This window comes from Actinophytocola sp. (genome assembly GCF_036378875.1).
GTDB lineage: Bacteria > Actinomycetota > Actinomycetes > Mycobacteriales > Pseudonocardiaceae > Actinophytocola.
In genome coordinates, this window is sequence record NZ_DASUVO010000161.1 from 1 (window position 1) to 21345 (window position 21345).

At 70.7% G+C, this 21345-nt stretch carries 19 protein-coding genes; 7 read left to right on the forward strand and 12 right to left on the reverse strand.

The genetic code is table 11. From position 1 onward, the window contains the following. Positions 1-81 precede the first annotated feature (81 nt). Both VF106_RS44780 and VF106_RS44785 read left to right on the forward strand, forming a co-directional pair. On the forward strand, positions 82-1758 hold the full coding sequence (locus VF106_RS44780; RefSeq protein WP_330846155.1) for a serine/threonine-protein kinase: 1677 nt from the start codon (positions 82-84) through the stop codon (positions 1756-1758). Between the two features lie 79 nt (positions 1759-1837). Further along, on the forward strand, positions 1838-2767 hold the full coding sequence (locus tag VF106_RS44785) for a DMT family transporter (protein WP_330846156.1): 930 nt from the start codon (positions 1838-1840) through the stop codon (positions 2765-2767). Here VF106_RS44785 and VF106_RS44790 read toward each other — a convergent pair. The 3 genes from VF106_RS44790 to VF106_RS44800 are packed head-to-tail and all read right to left on the reverse strand — an operon-like array spanning position 2739 to position 5507. Next, positions 2739-3545 (reverse strand): MerR family transcriptional regulator, encoded by an 807-nt coding sequence (locus VF106_RS44790; RefSeq protein WP_330846157.1) that lies wholly within the window; start codon positions 3543-3545, stop codon positions 2739-2741. The two genes, VF106_RS44785 and VF106_RS44790, sit on opposite strands and share 29 nt — an antisense overlap. 37 nt (positions 3546-3582) lie before the next feature. Then, on the reverse strand, positions 3583-4242 hold the full coding sequence (locus tag VF106_RS44795; protein WP_330846158.1) for a response regulator: 660 nt from the start codon (positions 4240-4242) through the stop codon (positions 3583-3585). Then, a complete protein-coding gene (locus tag VF106_RS44800; protein ID WP_330846173.1) occupies positions 4242-5507 on the reverse strand; it encodes a PspC domain-containing protein in 1266 nt (421 codons plus the stop codon). The genes VF106_RS44795 and VF106_RS44800 overlap by 1 nt, the downstream gene beginning before the upstream one ends. A 143-nt stretch (positions 5508-5650) precedes the next feature. Between VF106_RS44800 and VF106_RS44805 the strand changes: the two genes are divergently transcribed. Beyond that, a complete protein-coding gene (locus tag VF106_RS44805) occupies positions 5651-6946 on the forward strand; it encodes a PspC domain-containing protein (protein ID WP_330846159.1) in 1296 nt (431 codons plus the stop codon). Continuing rightward, complete coding sequence (locus VF106_RS44810; protein ID WP_330846160.1) at positions 6939-7136, forward strand: hypothetical protein; 198 nt, start codon at positions 6939-6941, stop codon at positions 7134-7136. The genes VF106_RS44805 and VF106_RS44810 overlap by 8 nt, the downstream gene beginning before the upstream one ends. A 1-nt stretch (position 7137) precedes the next feature. On the opposite strand, the gene guaA is transcribed toward VF106_RS44810, so the two are convergent. Beyond that, positions 7138-8691 (reverse strand): glutamine-hydrolyzing GMP synthase, encoded by a 1554-nt coding sequence (guaA, locus tag VF106_RS44815; protein WP_330846161.1) that lies wholly within the window; start codon positions 8689-8691, stop codon positions 7138-7140. 41 nt (positions 8692-8732) lie between these two features. Between guaA and VF106_RS44820 the strand changes: the two genes are divergently transcribed. Further along, positions 8733-10187 (forward strand): aldehyde dehydrogenase family protein, encoded by a 1455-nt coding sequence (locus tag VF106_RS44820; protein ID WP_330846162.1) that lies wholly within the window; start codon positions 8733-8735, stop codon positions 10185-10187. A gap of 260 nt (positions 10188-10447) precedes the next feature. Here VF106_RS44820 and VF106_RS44825 read toward each other — a convergent pair whose 3' ends face one another. The 8 genes from VF106_RS44825 to guaB are packed head-to-tail and all read right to left on the reverse strand — an operon-like array spanning position 10448 to position 20242. After that, positions 10448-10849, reverse strand: a complete 402-nt coding sequence (locus VF106_RS44825; RefSeq protein WP_330846163.1) for a helix-turn-helix domain-containing transcriptional regulator — start codon at positions 10847-10849, stop codon at positions 10448-10450. Positions 10850-10894: 45 nt separating this feature from the next. Next, entirely contained in the window at positions 10895-12373 is a 1479-nt protein-coding gene (locus VF106_RS44830; RefSeq protein WP_330846164.1) for an FAD-binding oxidoreductase, read from the reverse strand. Beyond that, positions 12367-13836 carry an FAD-dependent monooxygenase gene (locus VF106_RS44835; protein WP_330846165.1) on the reverse strand — a complete coding sequence of 490 codons (1470 nt, stop codon included), beginning with the start codon at positions 13834-13836 and terminating at the stop codon, positions 12367-12369. Before VF106_RS44835 ends, VF106_RS44830 begins: the two co-directional genes overlap by 7 nt. Before the next feature lie 9 nt (positions 13837-13845). After that, on the reverse strand, positions 13846-14358 hold the full coding sequence (locus VF106_RS44840; protein ID WP_330846166.1) for a DUF4240 domain-containing protein: 513 nt from the start codon (positions 14356-14358) through the stop codon (positions 13846-13848). Positions 14359-14370: 12 nt separating this feature from the next. Further along, positions 14371-16044, reverse strand: coding sequence for an FAD-dependent oxidoreductase (locus VF106_RS44845; protein WP_330846167.1), 1674 nt, complete (start codon positions 16042-16044; stop codon positions 14371-14373). A gap of 10 nt (positions 16045-16054) precedes the next feature. Then, complete coding sequence (locus tag VF106_RS44850; protein WP_330846168.1) at positions 16055-17593, reverse strand: GNAT family N-acetyltransferase; 1539 nt, start codon at positions 17591-17593, stop codon at positions 16055-16057. 3 nt (positions 17594-17596) lie between these two features. After that, positions 17597-18730, reverse strand: a complete 1134-nt coding sequence (locus tag VF106_RS44855) for a GuaB3 family IMP dehydrogenase-related protein (protein WP_330846169.1) — start codon at positions 18728-18730, stop codon at positions 17597-17599. Positions 18731-18739: 9 nt separating this feature from the next. Continuing rightward, on the reverse strand, positions 18740-20242 hold the full coding sequence (gene guaB / locus VF106_RS44860; protein WP_330846170.1) for an IMP dehydrogenase: 1503 nt from the start codon (positions 20240-20242) through the stop codon (positions 18740-18742). A gap of 84 nt (positions 20243-20326) precedes the next feature. On the opposite strand from guaB, the gene VF106_RS44865 reads away from it, so the two are divergent. Together VF106_RS44865 and VF106_RS44870 are read left to right on the forward strand one after the other, a co-directional pair. Continuing rightward, positions 20327-20725, forward strand: coding sequence for a DUF5319 domain-containing protein (locus tag VF106_RS44865; RefSeq protein WP_414639211.1), 399 nt, complete (start codon positions 20327-20329; stop codon positions 20723-20725). A gap of 42 nt (positions 20726-20767) precedes the next feature. Then, the gene (locus VF106_RS44870; RefSeq protein WP_330846172.1) at positions 20768-20947 is read left to right on the forward strand and encodes a hypothetical protein; all 180 of its coding nucleotides are present in this window, start codon (positions 20768-20770) and stop codon (positions 20945-20947) included. The last annotated feature ends 398 nt before the right edge of the window (positions 20948-21345 follow it).

A 21345-nucleotide genomic window follows, 5' to 3' on the forward strand; every position in this document is an offset into this window, starting at 1 on the left:
CGGCGGCGGCGTCCGGGCGGCCGGATATCGGCACGACCGGGCGAAACCGGGGGCGCCCGGGGGTCGCTACCCTGGGCCACGATGAGCACCCCGCCCGATGACACCCCGACCCGCATCGGCAACCGGTACCGGTTGGACGAGCGGATCGGGGCCGGCGCCATGGGTGCGGTCTGGAAGGCCACCGACGAGCTGCTGAACCGGACCGTCGCGGTCAAGGAGCTACTCGCGGCCGCGGTGCCGGCCCGCGGCGGCGCGCTGGAGGAGTCCCGCCAGCGCATCCTGCGCGAGGGCCGCATCGGCGCCCGGCTGCAGCACCCGCACGTCATCAGCATGTTCGACGTCGTCGTGCACGAGGACAGCCCCTGGCTGGTCATGGAGTACCTGCCGTCGGAGTCGCTGGCGCAGCGGCTGACCCGCGAGGGCCCCATGCCGCCCCGCCAGGTCGCCGACATCGGTCGCCAGGTCGCCGACGGGTTGTCCGCGGCGCACAAGGCCGGCGTGGTGCACCGCGACATCAAGCCCGGCAACGTGCTGCTCGGCGACGACGGCACGGTCAAGATCACCGACTTCGGCATCTCGCGGGCGACCGGTGACGTCACCGTCACCGCGACCGGCATGCTGGCCGGCACCCCCGCCTACCTGGCTCCGGAGGTGGCGAAGGGCGAGGACCCGAAGCCGGCCGCGGACGTCTTCTCGCTGGGGTCCACGCTCTACACGGCCGTCGAGGGACACTCGCCGTTCGGGTTGAGCGAGAACACGCTCGCCCTCCTGTACGCGGTCGCCGCCGGCAAGATCACCCCGCCTCGGCAGGCCGGGCCGCTGACCGCGCTGCTGATGCAACTGCTCAGGGTGGAGCCGTCCGAGCGGCCCGCGCTGACGACGACCAGGGACAATCTCCTCGCCGTCGCGGAGGGCCGACAGCCGAGCGGGATGCTGGACGCCGCGGCCGCGCCGACGAACCGCATCGCCGGCAACCGGCTGCCACCTCCGCCGCCTCCGCGTCCGGCCACCCCGCCACCACAGCAGCGGCCGGCGTGGGCCTCGGCCCCACCGTCCGGGCCGCCGTCGCCGCCGGACGGCACGCGACTGGACGTGCACCCGTTCTCCGAGCCTTTGGCGAGCGGCCCCGTGCTGCGCGAACCGGCGCCGACTCCGCCTCGTGCCGCCAGCCCCGCACCGCCACCGCCCCCGAAGGGCAAGAACGACCGGGTGCGGTCGATCCTGCTGACGGTGCTGGCCATCGTCGCGGCCGCGCTGGTCGGCATCCTGGTCGCGAGCCTGCTGTCCGGTGGCGGCGACAACGACGACAGCGGCAAGGGGCAGGACAGCAGCACGAGCATCGAGCCCGTGACGACCACGACGTCGGCGCCCGCGGACACGTCGTCGGCGACGACCACGACAACGACGACCACCACCACCACGACAACGACGACCACCACGCCGCCGCCCGCCACCACGAAGACGCCGGAGCAGGCCGTCCGCGACTACTACGCCCTGCTGCCGGCGAACCCCGACGCCGCGTGGGGGCTGATGACGGAGAACGCACGGGCCCAGGGCGGCGGTCCGGACGCCTACCGCAACTTCTGGGGCGGCATCGCGTCCGTGCAGGTGATGGGCACGTCGGCGCAGGACAACAAGGTCGCCGCGGCGATCCAGTTCGTCACGAAGGACAACCGGACCTCGACCGAGAACTACGTGCTGAGCCTCGTGGACCAGAACGGTCAGCTCATGATCGACAGCTTCCAGAACCTCGGGTAGCGACTGTTCAGTTTTGCTAACAGGTATGTGTTCGACTATTTGCTTGTTCTACCTCATGCCCTGAGGCACCGTTGCCACCGTGATCGTTGGTGGTGGCGCGACGTTGGTTCGCATGGGGTTGTTGGCGCTGTTCTGGGGATCGAGCTTCCTCTGGATCAAGATGGGGCTCGCGAGCTTCACGCCCGTCCAGATGACCTTCGTCCGGCTCGTGCTCGGCGCGGGTGTGCTCATCACGCTCTGCTACGCCGGTGGGCACCGGCTGCCGAGGGACCGCCGGCTCTGGGGCCACGTGGCCGTCGCCGCGCTGACCGGCAACGCGGTCCCGTTCACGCTGTTCGCCCTCGGTGAGCGGACGGTCGACTCCGGGGTGGCCGGTGTGCTCAACGCGACCACGCCGCTGTGGGTGCTGCTCATCGCGATCATGCTGCGGACCGAACGCGACCTTTCCGCCCCGAAGATCGCCGGGCTGGTGCTGGGGTTCACCGGCACGCTGCTGATCTTCTCGCCGTGGCAGGCGTCGTTCGCCAGCTGGGACGCGCTGTTGCTCCTCGTCGCGGCCATGCTCTACGCCGTCAGCTTCGCCTACATCGGGCGGTTCGTATCGGGTCGCGGGGCCGCGCCGATCGCGTTGTCGGCGTCGCAGATCACCGCCGCCACCGGGCTCACCGCGCTGGCCATGCCGGTGTACGGGCTCGAAGCCGTCCACCTGCGATGGGAGGCCGCCGTGGCCGTCGCGATCCTCGGGATCTTCGGCACCGGGCTCGCGTTCGCGCTCAACTACCGGATCCTCAGCGACGAGGGACCCACCACCGCGGCCACCGTCGGCTACCTGCTGCCGGTCGTGTCGGTGCTGCTTGGCGCGTTGTTCCTGGACGAGAAGCTGACGGTGCCGGTCGTCGCCGGCATGGTCGTCGTGCTGGCCGGGGTCGGGCTGACGCGGGTGCGCCGGCGGCGGGTCGAGCCGCCGGCGCCGGTCATCGTCACCGCAAAGGTTCCTGCAGCTCCGTGACCCACTCCGCCTTGTCCTCGGACCACTTGAGGGTGACCTCGCGGTTGTAGCCCGCCGAGGTGTGGCCGTTGTCCTCGATCCAGGTGGCGAGGGTCTGGACGGTCGACAGGACGTTGTCCATGTCGCCGTGGTGCATGATCGTGGCCGCCCGCTCGATGGCCGGCAGGTCCACGATCGACACGCCGTCGACCGCCGGGACGTTCACCGGCATGGCGGCGTGCACCAGCACACCGCCAGCCGGCGCGTCCTCGTAGTACGCGATGCCCGGGCCGACCGGTGTGACACCGGCCTTCTCCAGGTGCCCGCACACCTCCTCGAACAGTGGGCCGATCACCGGGCCGATCGCCGCCGGGTCGAAGCCCGCGGCCACCCCGGTCACCTCCGCGACCCGCACCGCCTCGATCCGCTTGACCTGAACGTCGTTGGTTGGCATGGCGCCCTCCACCTCGATGGTGCGGAGCCTCGCCTCGATGGCGGCAAGCCTGGCCCGGTCGGCGGCGAGCTGGTTCTCCAACTCGGCCCGCCGCAGCCGCAGCATGCCACGCAGCTCGTCGATCCCGACCTTGTCGTCGACGATGGTCGCGACCTGCTCCAGCGTGAAGCCAAGGTCCTTGAGCGCGACGATCCGGTTGAGCCGCGACAGCTGCGCCGCCTCGTACCCGCGGTACCCGCTGTGCGGGTCGACACGGGCCGGCTTCAGCAGCCCGATGGCGTCGTAGTGCCGCAGCATCCGGACCGAAACCCGTCCGTGCCTGGCGAAGTCTCCGATGTTGAACATGACGGCACCAGGTCTATGGCCTCACACCATGTGAGGGTCAAACTAAACGGCGGTCCGAGGCCCAGCGGGACAGCTCGTACCGGTTCGACAGCTGCGTCTTGCGCAGGACGCTGGACACGTGCGTCTCGACCGTCTTCACCGAGATGAACAGCTCCGCCGCGATCTCCTTGTAGGCGTAGCCGCGGGCGAGCAGCCGCAGCACGTCCCGCTCCCTCGGGGTCAGCAGGTCCAGCTCCGGGTCGGAGATCGGCGCCGCGCCCGGCCGGTCGGCGAACGCGTCCAGGACGAACCCCGCGAGGCGTGGCGAGAACACCGCGTCGCCGTCGGACACCCGCACGACCGCGCGGACCAGCTCGTGGCTGGAGATCGTCTTCGTCACGTAGCCCCGGGCGCCGGCCCGGATGACCGCGATGACGTCCTCGGCCGCGTCGGACACCGAAAGGGCGAGGAACACCACGTCCGGGTTGTCCGGGCGGGCACGGCGCAGCACCTCGGCGCCGCCGCCGTCGGGCATGTGCACGTCGAGCAGCACCACGTCCGGTTTCTTGTGTCCGATGCCGGCGACCGCCTCACCGACCGTGCCGGCCTCACCGACCACCTCGACCTCGTCGGTGATGGAGTCCAGCTCCGCCCGCACCCCGGCCCGGAAAAGGCCGTGGTCGTCCACCAGGAACACCCGCACGGGCTTGTCAGCCATCAGTTCCCCTTCTTCGCCGCGACCGGCTCACGAGGCATCCGCAGGTGCACCTCCGTGCCCTCTCCGAGCCCGGTGCGCAGGCGAAGCTCGCCGCCGTTGCGCTCCATCCTGCCCCTGATGGAGTCCGCAAGGCCATGCCGGTCCTCCGATACGGCCTCCGGGTCGAAGCCCTTGCCCCGATCCCGCACGAAGATCTCGACCGCGTCCGGCTCGACCTCGGCGTACACGCTGACCTCGCCGACGCCCGCGTGCTTGGCCGCGTTCACGGTCGCCTCGCGGGCCGCGTAGACCAGACCGGTGAGCCGCTCGTCGAGCGGGCAGTCGCCGACCACGACCTGCTGGACCTTGATCGCGAAGGTGTCCTCGACCTCGCCGCACGCGCGGGCGATGGCCTCGGACAGCACCTCGGGGCCGTTCTGCGTGCCGCCGCCGTACCCGGACGGCCCGTACAGCCAGCCACGCAGCTGACGCTCCTGGCCCCGTGCGAGCCGCAGCACCTCGCGCGGCGCCTCGGACTGCTTCTGTATCAGGGCAAGCGTTTGCAGCACGGAGTCGTGCAGGTGGGCGGCGATCTCGGCACGTTCCTCGGTGCGGATGCGCTGCGTGCGCTCCTCGCCGAGGTCGCGGACCAGCCGCAGCCAGAACGGCACGAACAGCACGGCGACGCCACCCAGCGCGGCGATCACCGCGAGCAGCGCGAACTGCATCTGGTCCAGGTTGACGCTGCGCGCCAGGAACACGGCGATACCGGTGACGACCAGCACCGCGCCGGTGAGGATGCGGAACAGCGCGGACCGGCCGCCGGTGCCGACGACCGCGCCGACGACCTTCCAGCGTCGGCGCTGCTGCTCGTCGGCCTCCCGCCAGACGAGCGCGGCGCCGACCAGTGTCACCACGAGACCGCTGGCGACCCAGCCGTTGACCATCCCGGACAGGGCGCCGACGCCGATCGCGAGACCGATGCCCATCGCGAGCAGGCCCCGGGCCTGCTGCTTCTCCTTGGGCGAGACGTCCGTCTGCTTGGGCTCGTTGCGGGCCTGCGGGACGAACACCCACAGCAGGCCGTACGCCATCACGCCGGCCCCGGCGAACGCCGCGAGCAGCGCGAACGCCATCCGCACCCACAGCACGGAGATGCCGAGATGGTCCGCGAGCCCGCCGGCGACCCCCGCGACGGCACGACCAGACCGCCGTCGACGCATCTTGACCTGTTCGGTCACGTCGTCGGCCCGGTTGGCCACCCGCTCGAGGTCCGCGTCCACCACCGGCTCTCGTGTCTCGACCCCAACGCTCACCGCTCAATCGTCACATGTACTCGCTGACAGCCCATCAGGGAAATACCCGGAGTGGAAGGCTCAGGGTGATTCCCGGATGTGGACTCCGCCCTGCGAAGCGCATGATTTTCGTCGTGAGTGCGACACAGGGACCGTCCGGCGCGGTGCGCATCGAGGACACGGTCAAGGACTTCTGGGCCACGCGCCCCCGGCGGCCACGTCGCGGGCGCAAGATCGCCGGCGTCGCCGCCGGCATCGGGAACCGCTACCGGATCGACCCGGTGCTCGTGCGGGTGGGACTCGCGGTGGCGGCCGTCTACGGTGGCGCCGGGATCCTGGTCTACCTCCTCGGCTGGCTGTTCCTGCCGGAGGAGGACGACGAGACGTCGCCCATCGAGTCGCTGTTCGGCAAGGGCCGCAGCTCGACCTCGTCCGCGTTCACCGTGCTGCTGGGCATCATCACGGTGCCGGTCGTCGGGATGTTCTTCAGCGGGTCGTTCACCGGGGAGTTCTCCAACTGGGTGAGCCTGCTGGTGGTCGGCGGCCTCCTGTTCATGCTGCACCAGACACGCGGGCACGTGACACCGGTCAGCTCAGCGCCGGCCCCGCCAACCCCGCCACCCGCACCCACCATGCCGATGTCGACACCGGTCATGCCGACCATGCCGGTCTACTCCCCGCCGCCGGCCGAGCCGCCGGTCGCGGAGGAGTCACGGACCACCCCGCCGGCGTGGGATCCCCTCGGTGCGGCGCCGTTCGCGTGGGACCTGCCAGAACCCGCCCCACCGGAGCCCGAGGAGCCGGAACCGCCGGTCAAGCGGCGCAAGCCACGGGTCGCCACGGCGACGCTGGGCATCGCGTTGATGACCGTGGCCGGGCTGGCGATCGCGGCCTCGGAGACCAATGTCGGGTGGATCAACCCGCCGCACGTGATCGGGGTGGCACTGGCCATCATCGGTCTCGGCCTGGTGGCCGGTGCGTTCCTGCGGGCCGGCCGGGGCCTCATCGCGCTGGCGGTGCCGTTGTCGGTGGTCGGACTCGGGATGGCCGCGATCAGCCCGGGCGGCAGCTACCACGGCCTCGGCGACCTCACGGCCAACCCGATCAACCTCGCGCAAGTGCTCCCGGCGTACGAGCGGTCGGCGGGCAACGTCCAACTGGACCTGACCGGAATGCCGCCGGAGGGCGTCGTGGACACGCGCGTGCACGCCGACGTCGGCAACGTGACGGTCATCGTGCCCGAGGACGCCGACGTGACCCTCGTCTGTGAGAACAACGCCGGCGAGATCGACTGCCTCGGGGAGCAGCGGTCCGGCACGGACCTGGCGATGACGGCACCCACCAGCTACGGCGACGACGGTGAGGGCGGTCTGCGAATCAACCTGACCGCGTCGGTCGGACTCGGAAACGTGGAGGTGCGCCGTGGCTGAGCGGGAGCAGAACGAGACCAAGCGGTTCCCGGACGTGCTGACGCTCCTCGCCGGGATCGGCACCCTCCTGGTGTCGGCCTACGTCCTCACCGACGGGGCCTTCCACATCCCCAACCCGACCTGGCTGCTGGCGGGCGGCGCGCTGTTCGTGGGCATCCTGATGCTGGCGTCCTCGCTGCGGAAGCGCTGACTCACTCCCACTCGATGGTGCCCGGGGGCTTCGACGTGACGTCCAGGACGACACGGTTGACCTCGGGCACCTCGTTCGTGATGCGGGTCGAGATGCGCTCAAGCACGTCGTACGGGAGGCGGGTCCAGTCGGCGGTCATCGCGTCCTCCGACGACACCGGGCGCAGCACGACCGGGTGGCCGTAGGTCCGGAAGTCGCCCTGGACGCCGACGCTGTGGACGTCCGCCAGCAGGACCACAGGGCACTGCCAGATGTCGCGGTCCAGCCCGGCGGCGGTCAGCTCCTCGCGGGCGATGGAGTCGGCGGCGCGGAGGATCTCCAGCCGCTCCGCGGTGACCGCGCCGATGATGCGGATGCCAAGGCCCGGCCCGGGGAACGGCTGCCGGTGGACGATCGTCTCCGGCAGCCCCAGCTCGAGGCCGACCCGCCGGACCTCGTCCTTGAACAGCTCCCGCAGCGGCTCCACCAGCTCGAACGCCAGGTCCTCCGGCAGGCCGCCCACGTTGTGGTGGCTCTTGATGTTCGCCGCGCCCGTGCCGCCGCCGGACTCCACGACGTCCGGGTAGAGCGTGCCCTGCACCAGGAACCGGTAGTCACCCTGTGCCTTGAGGTCGCGTTCTGCCTCCTCGAACACCCGGATGAACTCGCGGCCGATGATCTTCCGCTTCTGCTCGGGTTCGGTGACGCCGTCGAGTGCCTTCAGGAACCGGTCGCGGGCGTCGACGGTCACCAGCTTGATGCCGGTCGCGGCCACGTAGTCGCGTTCCACCTGGCCACGCTCGCCGGCCCGCAGCAGGCCGTGGTCGACGAACACGCAGGTCAGCCGGTCGCCGATGGCCCGCTGCACGAGCGCGGCCGCCACCGCCGAGTCGACGCCGCCGGACAGCGCGCAGATGGCCCGGCCGTCACCGACCTGCTCGCGGATGCGCGTGACCTGCTCGTCCACGATCGACGCGATCGTCCAGCGGGGCCGGATGCCGGCCACGTCGTGCAGGAACCGGCGCAGGACCTCCTGCCCGTGCGGCGAGTGCACCACTTCCGGGTGGTACTGCACACCCGCGAACCCGCGCTCGGTTTCCTCGAACGCGGCCACCGGCGTGCCGGCCGACGACGCCGTCACGACGAACCCGGGCGGCGCGGCGGTGACCGAGTCGCCGTGGGACATCCACACCGGGTGCCGCCCGGGCAGGTCCGAGTGCAGTGCGCCGCCGTCCGCGCTCAGCTCGGTACGACCGAACTCCCGTGAGCCGGTGTGCTCGACCGTGCCGCCCAAGGCCTGTGCCATGGCCTGGAAGCCGTAGCAGATGCCGAACACGGGCACGCCCGCCTCGAACAGCTTCGGGTCCACGTCCGGCGCGCCCTCGGAGTACACGCTGGACGGGCCACCCGACAGCACGATCGCCAGCGGTTGTTTCGCCATCATGTCCGCCACCGACATGGTGTGCGGCACTACCTCGGAGTACACCTGCGCCTCGCGGACGCGACGGGCGATGAGCTGGGCGTACTGTGCGCCGAAGTCTACGACGAGAACGGGCCGGTGAAAGTTGTCGGTCACGACCACAGCATCGCATGGCGCCCAGAACTACGGTGGAGCCTATGAACGCGTCCGAGGAGCACCTGCCGACCCCGCGGCCTGCCTGGATCGCGAACCGGCCCGAGCAGAGTGACCAGACCCTCCCCGTTTACCACCCGTACGACGGCGACGAGATCGCGACCGTCTGCCTGCCCACCGCCGACCAGGTGGAACGGGCGGTCGCCGCCGCGGCCGAGGTCGCGCGGGAGTTGCGGACCACGCCGGCGCACGTCCGTGCGGCCGCCCTCGACCACGTGTCCCGCGGCCTGGCCGAGCGTGCCGAGGAGATCGCCGAGACGATCACGGCGGAGAACGGCAAACCACTGCGCTGGGCGGCGATCGAGGTCAGCCGTGCCGTGTCGACGTTCCGGTTCGCGGCCGAGGAGGCCCGCCGGTTCTCCGGCGAGCTGCAGCGCCTCGACACCGACCCGAACGCCGCCGGCCGGCTCGCGCTGGTCCGCAGGGTGCCGCGTGGGCCGGTGCTGGGCATCGCGCCGTTCAACTTCCCGCTGAACCTGGTGGCACACAAGATCGCGCCGGCCATCGCCGTCGGCGCGCCGATCATCGTGAAGCCCGCGCCCCGCACCCCGCTGTCCGCGTTGCTGCTCGGTGAACTGCTCGCCGAGACCGACCTGCCGGCCGGGGCGTTCTCGGTGCTGGTGGTGGGCAACGAGGAGACGGCGGCGCTGGTCAAGGACCCTCGGCTGCCGGTCGTGTCGTTCACCGGGTCGGGCCCGGTCGGCTGGTCGCTGATGGACGCCGCGCCCCGCAAGCAGGTCGTGCTGGAGCTGGGCGGCAACGGCGCCGCTGTCGTGTGCGCCGACTGGCCGGACCTGGAATTCGCCGCGTCCAGGATCGCGACGTTCGGCAACTACCAGGCGGGGCAGTCGTGCATCGCCGTGCAGCGGGTGATCGTCGAACGCGCGGTCGCCGACGAGTTCCTGCCGAAGCTGCTGGACAAGGTCAACGCGCTACGCACCGGCAACCCACACGACCCGGACGTCGAGGTCGGCCCGATGGTCGACGAGGCAGCCGCCGAGCGGGTCGCCACCTGGGTCGAGGAGGCGGTGGAGGCTGGCGCGAAGCTGCTGGCCGGCGGCAAGCGCGACGGCGCCACGTACGCGCCGACCGTGCTGTCGGAGGTCCCGTTCGAGGCGAAGGTCTGGGCGGAGGAGGTCTTCGGCCCGGTGCTCGCGGTGTCCGTGGTCGCCGACGTTGACGAGGCGTTCGCGCAGGTCAACGACTCTGCTTATGGACTGCAGGCGGGCGTGTTCACCCGGGACACGCAGGTGGCGTTCCGCGCGCGTGCCGAGCTGGACGTGGGCGGCCTGATCGTCGGTGACGTGCCGTCGTTCCGCGCGGACCAGATGCCCTACGGCGGCGTGAAAGGCTCCGGCTTCGGCCGAGAGGGCATCCGCTCCGCGATGGCCGACCTCACCGAGGAACGAGTCATGGTGCTGACCGGCTTGGAGCTGTAGCGCGGGTGCCGCGATGACCCAAGGGGGCCTTCGGGACGCTCAACCCGGATCCACCGATGATCTTGTCGGGATGTACATCCGCTGGGTCCCGAAAGACGCGTTCGGGGCACCGCCGATGTCTCGAAAGACGCGCTGATGACGTTCAACGACCCGACAGCGTCGTTCGAGACAGCGCCAGTGGCACAAACACGCCACTCGCAGCACTGGGGCCTCCCTGGCGATCATCGGCGGATCTGGGCTCGACGTCCTGAGGGTGTCCTTCAGGACGTGCGGGCTCGGGCGCTCTCGACCTTTCGAGCCAGGGCTTCGGGGTCCTTCGCCATTCCGGACCGGAGGGGCTCCGCTACCTGCGCACGCTCGTCGTCGGTCATCGGGACCAGCGCGACCTTCAGGCCCAGCGCGGCAGCGACCTCGGCGAGGGTGCCGATCGTGGGGTTTCTGTGGCCAGGCGAGAGCAGGCGACGGATCACAGCGGGCTCGGCGCTGATCGCACGGGCCAGTTCGGCCTTGGTCAGGCCCAGACCGCGCCTGGCCTCGTCCAGGTCGTGAACGAGCTGATCGATGGTCGCCACGCGCAGGCTTTCGGTGATGTACGCACGCAGGAACTCGGGATCCTTCAGGTCCTCGACCAGGTCATCCCAATAGGTGTTCGATGCAGTCACGCCGGCTCACCTCCGCCAGGTCAGCGTAACACAAATGCTACGTTTCTAGATCGCCTGCGCGAAGGTGAAGACCTTGTCCGGGTCGTACTTGGCGGCCACCTTTTGTAGCCGCTGCAGGTTGTCGCCGTAGTAGGCGGCTGCCCAGTCCGGCATGGTCGGGTCGATGTAGTTCACGTAGCCCGTGCCGCCGGGCAGGCCGTCGCGGATCTCGGCTACGTCCTGTTCGCTGGCCGACGAGTAGATCTGGGCGCTGGCGAAGGCTTTCCGGTGTGGGAAGGCGGTCGCGTCCGGGGCCACGCGGCCGACGGCGCCGCCCAGCGAGTCGAGCAGCACGTCCACCTCCGAGCGGCCGTCGAGGAGGTCGACCAGCGCGTCCGGGTCAACCGGCTTGGCGAGCACGCGGGACGAGGCGACGAACGAGTCGCGCCCGACCTGGCCGCCTTCCGACTTCGGCAGGCACGTGCCCGGGCCACAGTTGGCGAAGTACCGCATGGCGTCGAGATACCCCTTGCCCTCGATGAGGACCGAGGACGCGCGCGGTGCGGTCTTCAGCAGCTGCTTGCACCGCTCCTCGTCGCCGACCAGTGCGCCGCTGATCCGGCAGCCGGGTGGTGAGCCTGCCGAGACCGTGCACTGGGACCACATCTCGTCGGGCTGTCGCGCCGCCCACTCCTGCCAGGCGCCGAGGACGTCCGTGGTCGAGCCGGCGGGGTACTTGAGCGCGAACACCGTGACGTCCGGCGCCGGCTCGGTGGTGAACGTGAACGACGTGACGATGCCGAAGTTCCCGCCGCCCCCGCCCTTGAGTGCCCAGAGGAGGTCCCCGCCGTCGACGGTGTGTTGCTTCCCGTCGGCGGTGACCAGTGTGGCGGCGACCAGCTTGTCGCAGGTCAGGCCGAACGCACGCGCGGTGACGCCGATACCGCCGCCGAGGGTCAGCCCGGCGATGCCGACGGTCGGGCATGAGCCCGCGGGCAGCACGCGCCCCGCTTCGGCGAGCGCGGAGTAGACCTCCATCAGCCGGGCGCCAGCGCCGATGACCGCCTTGTCACCGTCGATCTCGATCTTCGCCATGGGTCGGACATCGACGACCAGCCCGTTGTCGGGGGTGCTGTAGCCGGCGTAGCTGTGTCCGCCCGACCGGGCCGCGATGGGCATGCGTGCGTTGCGGGCGGTTTCCACGCACCGCTGGACGTCGGCCACGGACGTGCACCGGGCGATGGCCGCCGGGCGCTGGTTGTCGAAGCGCGGGTTGTAGGACTGGCTGGCCACCGCGTAGCCGCCGTCGTCGGGAAGGACGAGGCCGCCTGGCAGTTGCGCGCGGAGGGCGTTCCAGTCCGGCGGGATCGGCGCCTGGCTGGTGGTCGGCGGCGGGTTGCTGGTGACCGACGACGGCGAGCCGGCCGTTTTGGGCGAGCACGCGGTCGCCACCATCCCGGCCGTCACCGCGCCGAGGAACCGGCGCCTGCTGATCGTCGTCACGTCCGGGTAGACGTACGGCCGACCGGATGGTTCGCTCACCATCCGGTCGCCCGCCGCAGGGCCTCGCTGACCAGGGCGTTCACGCCGCCGCGCGGCTCGGTCAGCACGGCGGCCACGTGTCCGTCCGGACGGACGACGACCGCCTGCCGTGGCTTCAGGCCCAACGCGTCGACCAGGACCGTGTCCTCCTCCTGGTCCAGCGGGATCACGTCCCCGACCACGGCGCGTTCCCATTCGTCGGCGGGCCGCCAGTCGCACCAGTTGGTGAGCACCACGAACGTGCCCAGCTCCCGCAGCCGCCTGCCGCGCGAGGTCAGCTGCGCGTCCGGGCACAGCCCGCCGCCCGAGGTGGTCAGCGGGGAGTCCACATAGGAGTACGGCGTCGCCAGTCTGCCGGAGTCGATCTCGGCGCGGGCGGACTCGTCGGTGACCGCGCGGTTCAGCACGTCGATCCGGTGTGCGCGTTCCGCGTCCGTCCGCGGCACCAGGAAACGCATCGTGTTGCCCGTGACGCGCAGGTTCTCCTCGGCGGCCGCGCCACGTTCGGTGTCGTAGGACGAAATCAGGGCAGGGCCCGCCAGCCCGCGCCGGTCGAGCGCGATCTTCCACGCCAGGTTGTCCGCGTCCGCGATGCCCGAGTTGAGGCCACGCGCGCCGAACGGGCTCATCACGTGTGCCGCGTCGCCGGCCAGCAGGACGCGGTCGACGACCATGCGGGGCACGCGCCGCTGCTGGAACCGGTACACCGACAGCCACACGATCTCGTAGTGCGCGTCGCCGACGATCTTGCGGATGCGGGCGTCCAGGTTCTCGTGCTCGAAGCCGAAGTCGGCGGGCACCTGCCAGTCGATCCGCCACACGCCACCCGGCTGCGGATGCACGAGCACCTGCCGGCCGGGGTTCCATGGCGGGTCGAAGTAGAACCGCCGCTCCGCGGTGAACCCGAGATCGACGCGGATGTCGGCGATCAGGAACTTGTCGTCGAAGGACACGCCGTCGAAGGCCAGGCCCAGTTGCTCGCGGACGGTCGAGTGGATGCCGTCGGCGGCCACGCAGTGGGTGCCGCGGAACTCACCGTCCGAGGTGGACACCGTGACGCCCTCGTCGTCCCGCGCCAGCCCGACGACGCGCTGTCCATGGTGGAGCGTGACCAGCGGTTCGGCACCGATCTGCTGTTCCAGCAACAACTCCACGACCGTCTGCGGCGTGTTCACGAACGGCGGGAACGCGGCGTCCCCCACCACGTCGAAGGTGATCTCGGCGACCTGGTGTTCGCGGTAGAACGTGCGGCCGCGGGTCCACGTGACACCGGACTCGGCGACCAGCGCCCCGACGCCGGCGCGTTCGAGGATGTCGAGCACGTCACGCTGCACACAGATCGACCGGCTGCCGATCATCTCGCGGCTGGGCGCCGCCTCCAGCACCGTGGTCGGCACGCCCTGCCGGGCAAGCAGCAACGCGGCCGTCATCCCGACCGGCCCGCCACCCACGACGACGACACTCACCGGTCGAGCCTAGCCACCGTCAGTCCGGCCAGCCTGCCGGATTCCGGCCGGTCTCCCGGGAGATACCCGAGCCGGTGTCGGGCCAGTCGCCGAAACGTTTGTCGTGCAGGTGCGCGAAGAAGTAGCACATCTCCTCGCAGTCGGCATCCATGACCGCCCCGCCGGGTCGGCGCGAACCGCCTCGTAGAACTCCCGACCCATCGCCACGATGAACCCGCGGCAGTACAGGAAGCCGTCATCGGATCCGTCGGTGAACTCGTGGATGTCGGCGCGGTCGATGTCGTACAGCTTCCGCTCCAGCACGCGGTCGAGGTCGGTCATCTCCTCGGCCGACAGGCCCTCGCTCAACGCACCGAGGTGCTCGAGAAACGCGTCCAGGTCGAGGTCGTACGCCTCGTCGTCGCCTTGCCGGTTGGCCAAGCCCTTCCGGCGGGCCGACGCCTCGCGACCGACCCGCTCCCAGGCCGAGTCGATCAGGTGCCAAAACCGGGCTTCTTCTTCGCCGGTGGGGACTCTGCTCACCGTTGGACGCTATCAGCGCAGGGCCGCTGGTGCGTGCGCCGGCACCGCCGGGTGACGTGGGGCCACCGGGTCGAGTCGTTCGTAGCCGGTCGCCGGGCGGGGGTCATGCTCGCCTTTGTTGGGCCAGAAGGAAAACGCCCGCTCGGCCTGTGCGGTGATCGTCAGCGACGGGTTCACGCCGAGGTTCGCCGAGATGGCCGAACCGTCCACAATCGACAATCCGGGGTAGCCGTGCACGCGGTGGTACGGGTCGATGACGCCCTCGTCCGCGGACAGCCCGATCGCGCAGCCGCCGATGAAGTGCGCGGTGAGCGGGATGTTGAAGATCTCGCCCCATGTCCCGCCCGCGATGCCGTCGATGTGCTTGGCCGCCAACTGGTTCGCCTCGTAGCCGGCCGGGATGAACGACGGGTTCGGCTCGCCGTGGCCCTGTTTCGACGTGTACCGGCGGCGCCCGAACAGGCCCTTCCTCGTGAACGTGGTGATCGAGTTGTCCAGGCTCTGCATCACCAGCAGGATCACGGTTCGCTCGCTCCACCGGTGCGTGGCGAGCAGCTGCGCGATCTTCACCGGGTGCCGCACCATGTACCGCAGCACCTGCAGCCAGCGCGGCATCGACGCGGCGCCGTCGGTCGCGACGGTCTGCAGCAGGCCCATCGCGTTGCTGCCCTTGCCGTACCGGACCGGCTCGATGTGGGTGTTCTCGTCCGGGTGGATCGATGACGTGATCGCCACGCCCCGGCTGAAGTCGCGCGCGGGGTCGACCGTGGGACGCCCCGCGCCGATGATCGCCTCCGAGTTGGTGCGGGTCAGCTCGCCGAGGCGCGAGGAGAGGCGCGGCAACAGACCGCTGTCCTTCATCCCGTGCAGCAGCCGCTGCGTGCCCCACGTGCCGGCCGCCAGCACGACCTGACCGGCGGTGATCGTGGCCGTGGCGCGGCGGCCGGTGCGGCGCAGGTCGACCGCGAACCCCTGGTCGAGTGGCCGCACGGCGGTGACCGTCGTCAGCGGGAGGACCTTCGCGCCGTTCCGCTCCGCCAGGTACAGGTAGTTCTTGACCAGCGTGTTCTTCGCGCCGACGCGGCAGCCGGTCATGCACGAGCCGCACTCGGTGCAGCCGGTGCGCTCTGGGCCGGCGCCGCCGAAGTACGGGTCGGGCGCCCGCGTCCCGGGCATGCCGAAGAACACGCCCACCGGCGTCGGGTGGAACGAGTCGGCCACGCCCATGTCGGCGGCGACCTTCTGCATCACCTCGTCGGCCGGGGTGATCGTCGGGTTGTCGACGACGCCGAACATTCGCGTGGCCTGGTCGTAGTGCGGCGCGAGCTCGGCCTCCCAGTCGGTGATGTGCGCCCACTGCCGGTCGCGGTAGAACGGCTTCAGCGGCCGGTACAGCGTGTTCGCGTACACCAGCGAACCGCCGCCGACACCCGCGCCGGCCAGGATCATGACGTCCTTGAGCAGATGGATGCGCTGGATGCCGAAGCAACCGAGCGCGGGCGCCCACAGGTACCGGCGCAGCCGCCATGACGTCTTGGCGAACTCGTCGTCGGCGAAGCGGCGGCCCGCCTCCACCACCGCGACCCGGTAGCCCTTCTCCGTCAGCCGCAGCGCCGCCACGCTGCCGCCGAAACCGGAGCCGACGACCACCACGTCGTAGTCGAACCTACTCGCGAGTACACCCATGCTTTGCAGGCTAGTTCGCGAGGTCTCCTCGGACCAGCCCGTAGTGCACCAGGTCGCGGCGGATGCCACGGCGTAGCTGCGCGCCCCGCAGGACGCCTTCGCGACGGAAGCCGGCCTTCTCGAGTGCCCGCTGCTCGGCGATGTTGTCGACGTCGGTGCTGGCCTCGATGCGGTCCAGCTCGGTGGTGGCGAGCAGGTGCTCGACGAGGAGCCGCTGCGCGAGCGTGCCGACACCGCGGCCACGCACGTCGGGCAGCAGGGCGATGCCGATGTTCCACGCCGACGACGACACCGTTCCGCCGTAGTCGACGGCGTGCCAGCTGACGCCGCCGAGCAGCTCACCGGTCTCGGTGTCGAGCACGCTGAGCAGGGAACTGCGGGTCGGGCCGACCACACGCGGCCGGTCGTCCGGGTCGATGGCGAACTCGCCGGAGCCGGCGACGTAGAACTTCTCCCGGTCCCCCGGCCCTGGCACGGCCAGGGTCACCCCGTCGCGGGTGAGCACGACCGCCCGCTCACCGGCCTCGGTCGCCTCGACGACGTCGGTGCGGAGCAGGCTGTAGGACAGCATGTCCCGGCGCTCGCCGCCCCGGACGTACGCGCCGCGGACGAGCCCTTCCGGCCGGAAGCCGGCCTTGGCGAGCGCCCGCTGCGCCGGGACGTTCTCGCGGTCGGTGTCGGCCTCGACGCGGTCGATGTCGGTGGTGGCGAACAAGTACTCGGCGAGCAGCCGGAGGGCGGTCGCACCGGCGCCCCGGCCCCGGCTCTGTGGCACCAGCCCGATGCCGACGTTCCACGCCTCGCAGGCAGCGCTTCCGCCGTAGCCCACGGCGTGCCAGCTGACCGCGCCGAGCAGTTCCTCGGTGTGCTGGTCGAGCACGGCGAGCCGGTGGACCGTGGGGAAGTAGCGTTTCGGCCGTTCGTCGTGGTCGGCCTCGAAAGCGTTGTCGTCCTGGCCACTCAGCAGCTCGAGGTCGCCGGGTAGGACGTCGGCGAGCATGACGCCCTGGCCGCTCGCGGCGACCTCGCGCTCGTCGGTGTCCTTCGGCAGGTCGTCCCGGAGGATGCCGTAGCTGATCATGTCGCGACGCTCGCCATCACGGAGCTGGGCGCCTCGGATGACGCCTTCCCGCCGCAGCCCGGCCTTGGTGAGCGCCCGCTGCGCCGCGTGGTTCTCCCGGTCGGTGCTGGCCTCCACCCGGTCGACCTCGGTGGTGGCGAACAAATGCTCCACCAGCAGGCGGATGGCGGCGGTGCCGGTGCCGCGACGGCGCTGACTTGGCAGCAGCGAGATGCCGAAGTTCCAGGCCTCGCAGGCCGCGGTCGGCCCGTAGCCGACGGGGTGCCAGTTGACCTCGCCGAGTAGGACGCCGGTGTCGGGCTCCACGACGGCGGCGCGGAACACGGCGAACCCGGCATGCATCCTGGGCCGCGGGTCGGGGTCGACGTCGTAGGCGTGGTCGCCGCGCTCGTTGAGCACACGGCGGTCGTCCTGGGTCAGCTCGGTGAGGGCCACGCGGTCACGCGTGGCGAAAACCTGTCTGTCCATGCCTCAGCCGCGCACCGAAAGGCCGACCTTCTGGAACTCCTTCAGGTCCGAGTAACCGGTCTTCGCCATGGCACGGCGCAGCGCACCGAACAGGTTGATCATGCCGTCCGGGTCCGACGACGGGCCGAACAGCAGTGTGCGCAGGTCCACGGCCTCGTCCTCGTCCGCCAGCGGGATGACGCCGCTGCGGGGCAGTGACGGGTGCGCGGCCGCGGCCGTCCAGTACAGGCCCTTGCCCGGTGCCTCGCTGGCGGAGCACAGCGGCTCACCGAGCATGACCGCGTCGGCGCCGCAGGCGATGGACTTGGCGATGTCGCCGCTGCCGTCGATCTCGCCGTCGGCGATCACGTGCACGTACCGGCCGCCGGTCTCGTCGAGGTAGTCGCGGCGGGCGGCGGCCGCGTCCACGATGGCCGTCGCCATGGGGACGCCGATGCCCAGGACCTTGTCGGTGGTGGTGACCGTGCTGGAGCCGTAGCCGACGATCACGCCGGCGGCGCCGGTGCGCATGAGGTGCATGGCCGTCCGGTAGTCGTGCACGCCGCCCGCGATCACCGGGACGTCCAGGTCCTGGATGAACGATTTCAGGTTCAGCGGCTCGCCGTCGCGCGACACGTGCTCGGCGGACACGATCGTGCCCTGCACCACGAGGATCTCCACGCCCGCGGCCAGCAGGTACGGGGTCACCTCGGCGGCACGCTGCGGGCTCACCCGCGCGGCCACAGTCACCCCGCCGGCCGCGACCTGCTTGACGGCCTCGGTGATCAGGTCCGGGTTGATCGGCGCCGCGTGCAGCTCCTGCAGCAGCTCGGTCAGGACCGTGTAGCCCTCTTTGTCGACCGTCTTGACGATCTTCTTCAGCACCTGTTCGACGTTCGGGTGCCGGGCCCACAGGCCCTCCGCGTTGAGCACGCCGAGGCCGCCGAGCTTGCCGACCTCCACCGCGACCGCCGGGGACACGACCGCGTCGGTCGGGTGCGTCAGCAGCGGGATGTCGAAGCGGTACGCGTCGATCTGCCAGGCGGTCGACACGTCCTGCGACGACCGGGTGCGGCGGGACGGGACGATCTCCACCTCGCGCAACGCGTAGCCGCGGCGGGCCTCTCGTCCCCTGCCGATCTCGACAAGATCCGGCACCGATGTCTCCTAGCGGGTGGTGTAGTTGGGGGCCTCGACGGTCATGGTGATGTCGTGCGGGTGGCTCTCCTTGAGTCCCGCCGCGGTGATCCTGACCAGCTGGGCGTTCTGCAGGTCGGCGATGGTACGGGAGCCGGTGTAGCCCATGCCGGAGCGCAGGCCGCCGACCAGCTGGTGCACGACCTGGGACAGCGGGCCGCGGAAGGGGATCCGCCCCTCGATGCCCTCCGGCACGAGCTTGTCCTCGCTGAGCACGTCGTCCTGGAAGTACCGGTCCTTGGAGAACGACTTGGCCTCGCCGCGTGACTGCATGGCGGCGAGCGACCCCATGCCGCGGTAGGTCTTGAACTGCTTGCCGCTGACCAGGATCACGTCGCCGGGCGCCTCGGCGGTACCGGCGAGCAGGCTGCCGAGCATGACCGCGGACGCGCCGGCCGCGATGGCCTTGGCGATGTCGCCCGAGTACTGGATGCCGCCGTCGCCGATGACCGGGACGCCGGCCGGCCGGCACGCCTGGTCGGCGTTGTAGATGGCGGTGATCTGCGGCACGCCGACGCCCGCGACCACTCGCGTGGTGCAGATGGAGCCGGGCCCGACACCGACCTTCACGCCGTCCGCACCGGCCTCGACCAGGGCCTGGGCGCCGGCACGGGTCGCGACGTTGCCGCCGACGACGTCCACGGACTCGCCAAGTTCCTTCTTCAGCTTGGCGACCATCTCGATCACGCCGCGCGAGTGGCCGTGGGCGGTGTCGACCATGAGGACGTCCACGCCGGCGTCGGCCAGGGTCATGGCCCGCTTGTACGAGTCGTCGCCGACGCCGACCGCGGCGCCGCAGACGAGGCGGCCATCCGGGTCCTTGGTGGCGTTCGGGTACTGCTCGGTCTTGACGAAGTCCTTGACGGTGATCAGGCCACGCAGCTTGCCGGCGCCGTCGATGATCGGCAGCTTCTCGACCTTGTGGCGGCGCAGCAGCCCGAGCGCGGCGTCCGCCGACACACCGACCTGTGCGGTGACCAGCGGGCCCTTGGTCATGACGTCGCTGACCGGCTTGGTGTGGTCCACCTCGAACCGCATGTCGCGGTTGGTGATGATGCCGACGAGCGTGCCCTGCGCGTCGGTGACCGGGACACCGGAGATGCGGTAGCGGGCGCACAGCGCGTCGACCTCGGCGAGCGTGGCCGTCGGCAGGCAGGTGACCGGGTCGGTGACCATGCCGGCCTCGGAACGTTTCACGGTCTCGGCCTGGCGCGCGTGTTCGGAGATCGGGAGGTTGCGCTGCAGGATGCCGATGCCACCCTGCCTGGCCATGGAGATGGCCATACGAGCCTCGGTGACGGTGTCCATCGCGGCCGACACCAGCGGGATGCGCAACGTGACGTTGCGGGTCAGCCGGGTGCTCGTGTCCACCTCGCTGGGCACGACGTCGGACTCCGACGGCAGCAGTAGCACGTCGTCGAACGTGAGGCCGAGTGTGGCGAACTTTGCCGGGAGCCCCTCAGCGGTGGTCATCATGGCCCTTCTTGTCACGGGGTTTCCGCAGTTGACCCATGGTATCTGGACCATACGTCGGCCCCGCCCGGTACCGTGCGGGGCGTGAGGGACGACGCACTGCCACCAGACCCGTTCGCCGGCGACCCCAACGACCCCGTCTGGGCACTCGACGCGGCCGACGCGGACACGCCGGAACCGGTTTCGGCCCAGGAGCGGGACGAACTGCTCGCCGACCTGCGCGACCTGGCCGTGTACCAGGCGTTGCTGGAACAGCGGTCGGTGCGCGGAGTGGTGGTCGACTGCGCGGAGTGCCAGGAGCCGCACTACCACGACTGGGCGCTGCTGCGGGCCTCGCTGGAGCAGCTGCTGGCCGACGGCCGCATGCGCCCACACGAGCCCGCGTTCGACCCGAACCCGGCGGCCTACGTGAGTTGGGAGTACTGCCGCGGCTACACGGACGGCATCACCGCGACCGCCCGCCAGACGGCGAAGTCCTCCTAGCCTCAATCGCGCCGTCCTCGCGGCTCGGTAGGCTCACTTGTCATGACCGCCGGTCACGTCTACAGCCAGGCTCCCCGCTGCTCGAGCTGCGAAGGTCGGGCACTGCTGGTGAAGGAAGCCGCCCTCGCACTCGTCGAGGAGTCGCTCGGCCGCCTGACCGCCGCGCGTTGCCCCGTCGAGGACGGGTGGCACGTGTTCGCCCCTGCCCTCGACCGCAAGTAGACCGAGTAGCGCTTCCTGAGGGTGCCCTTCAGGACGCTCATCGTCCCGAGGTGTGCCTTCAGGACATCCGGGAACCGGCCCTGGCCGCTCCGCCCGCGAAGCGGGCCTCGCCTGCCTCTGACGTGCTGCGAGAACGGCCAAGCAAGGTCCCCGGTGGATCCTGAGGCGAGCGTCTCGAAACGGCACGCTCACGTACGGCCCTCGCCCCCATATCCGAACAGCCGTCCCAAGATCAACGCCAACACAGATGGTTGCGTAGGCATCCCCCACCCATACCCGGGGGGCCACCCCGAGGCCATCGTACCAACCGACACAGACAAAACCCCTGGTCGCGGGGGCCTGTGGACAACTTTCGGTGGCCAGTCCGAGCGAATGGGACTCTCGTGCGCTCGCTAGGG

Excerpts from the sequence above, each read along its gene's own strand:
- VF106_RS44780 (WP_330846155.1), top strand. The coding sequence starts at position 82 with ATGAGCACCCCGCCCGATGACACCCCGACCCGCATCGGCAACCGGTAC.
- VF106_RS44790 (WP_330846157.1), bottom strand. The coding sequence starts at position 3,545 with ATGTTCAACATCGGAGACTTCGCCAGGCACGGACGGGTTTCGGTCCGG.
- VF106_RS44795 (WP_330846158.1), bottom strand. The coding sequence starts at position 4,242 with ATGGCTGACAAGCCCGTGCGGGTGTTCCTGGTGGACGACCACGGCCTT.
- VF106_RS44820 (WP_330846162.1), top strand. The coding sequence starts at position 8,733 with ATGAACGCGTCCGAGGAGCACCTGCCGACCCCGCGGCCTGCCTGGATC.
- VF106_RS44830 (WP_330846164.1), bottom strand. The coding sequence starts at position 12,373 with ATGGTGAGCGAACCATCCGGTCGGCCGTACGTCTACCCGGACGTGACG.
- VF106_RS44845 (WP_330846167.1), bottom strand. The coding sequence starts at position 16,044 with ATGGGTGTACTCGCGAGTAGGTTCGACTACGACGTGGTGGTCGTCGGC.
- VF106_RS44850 (WP_330846168.1), bottom strand. The coding sequence starts at position 17,593 with ATGGACAGACAGGTTTTCGCCACGCGTGACCGCGTGGCCCTCACCGAG.
- guaB (WP_330846170.1), bottom strand. The coding sequence starts at position 20,242 with ATGACCACCGCTGAGGGGCTCCCGGCAAAGTTCGCCACACTCGGCCTC.
- VF106_RS44870 (WP_330846172.1), top strand. The coding sequence starts at position 20,768 with ATGACCGCCGGTCACGTCTACAGCCAGGCTCCCCGCTGCTCGAGCTGC.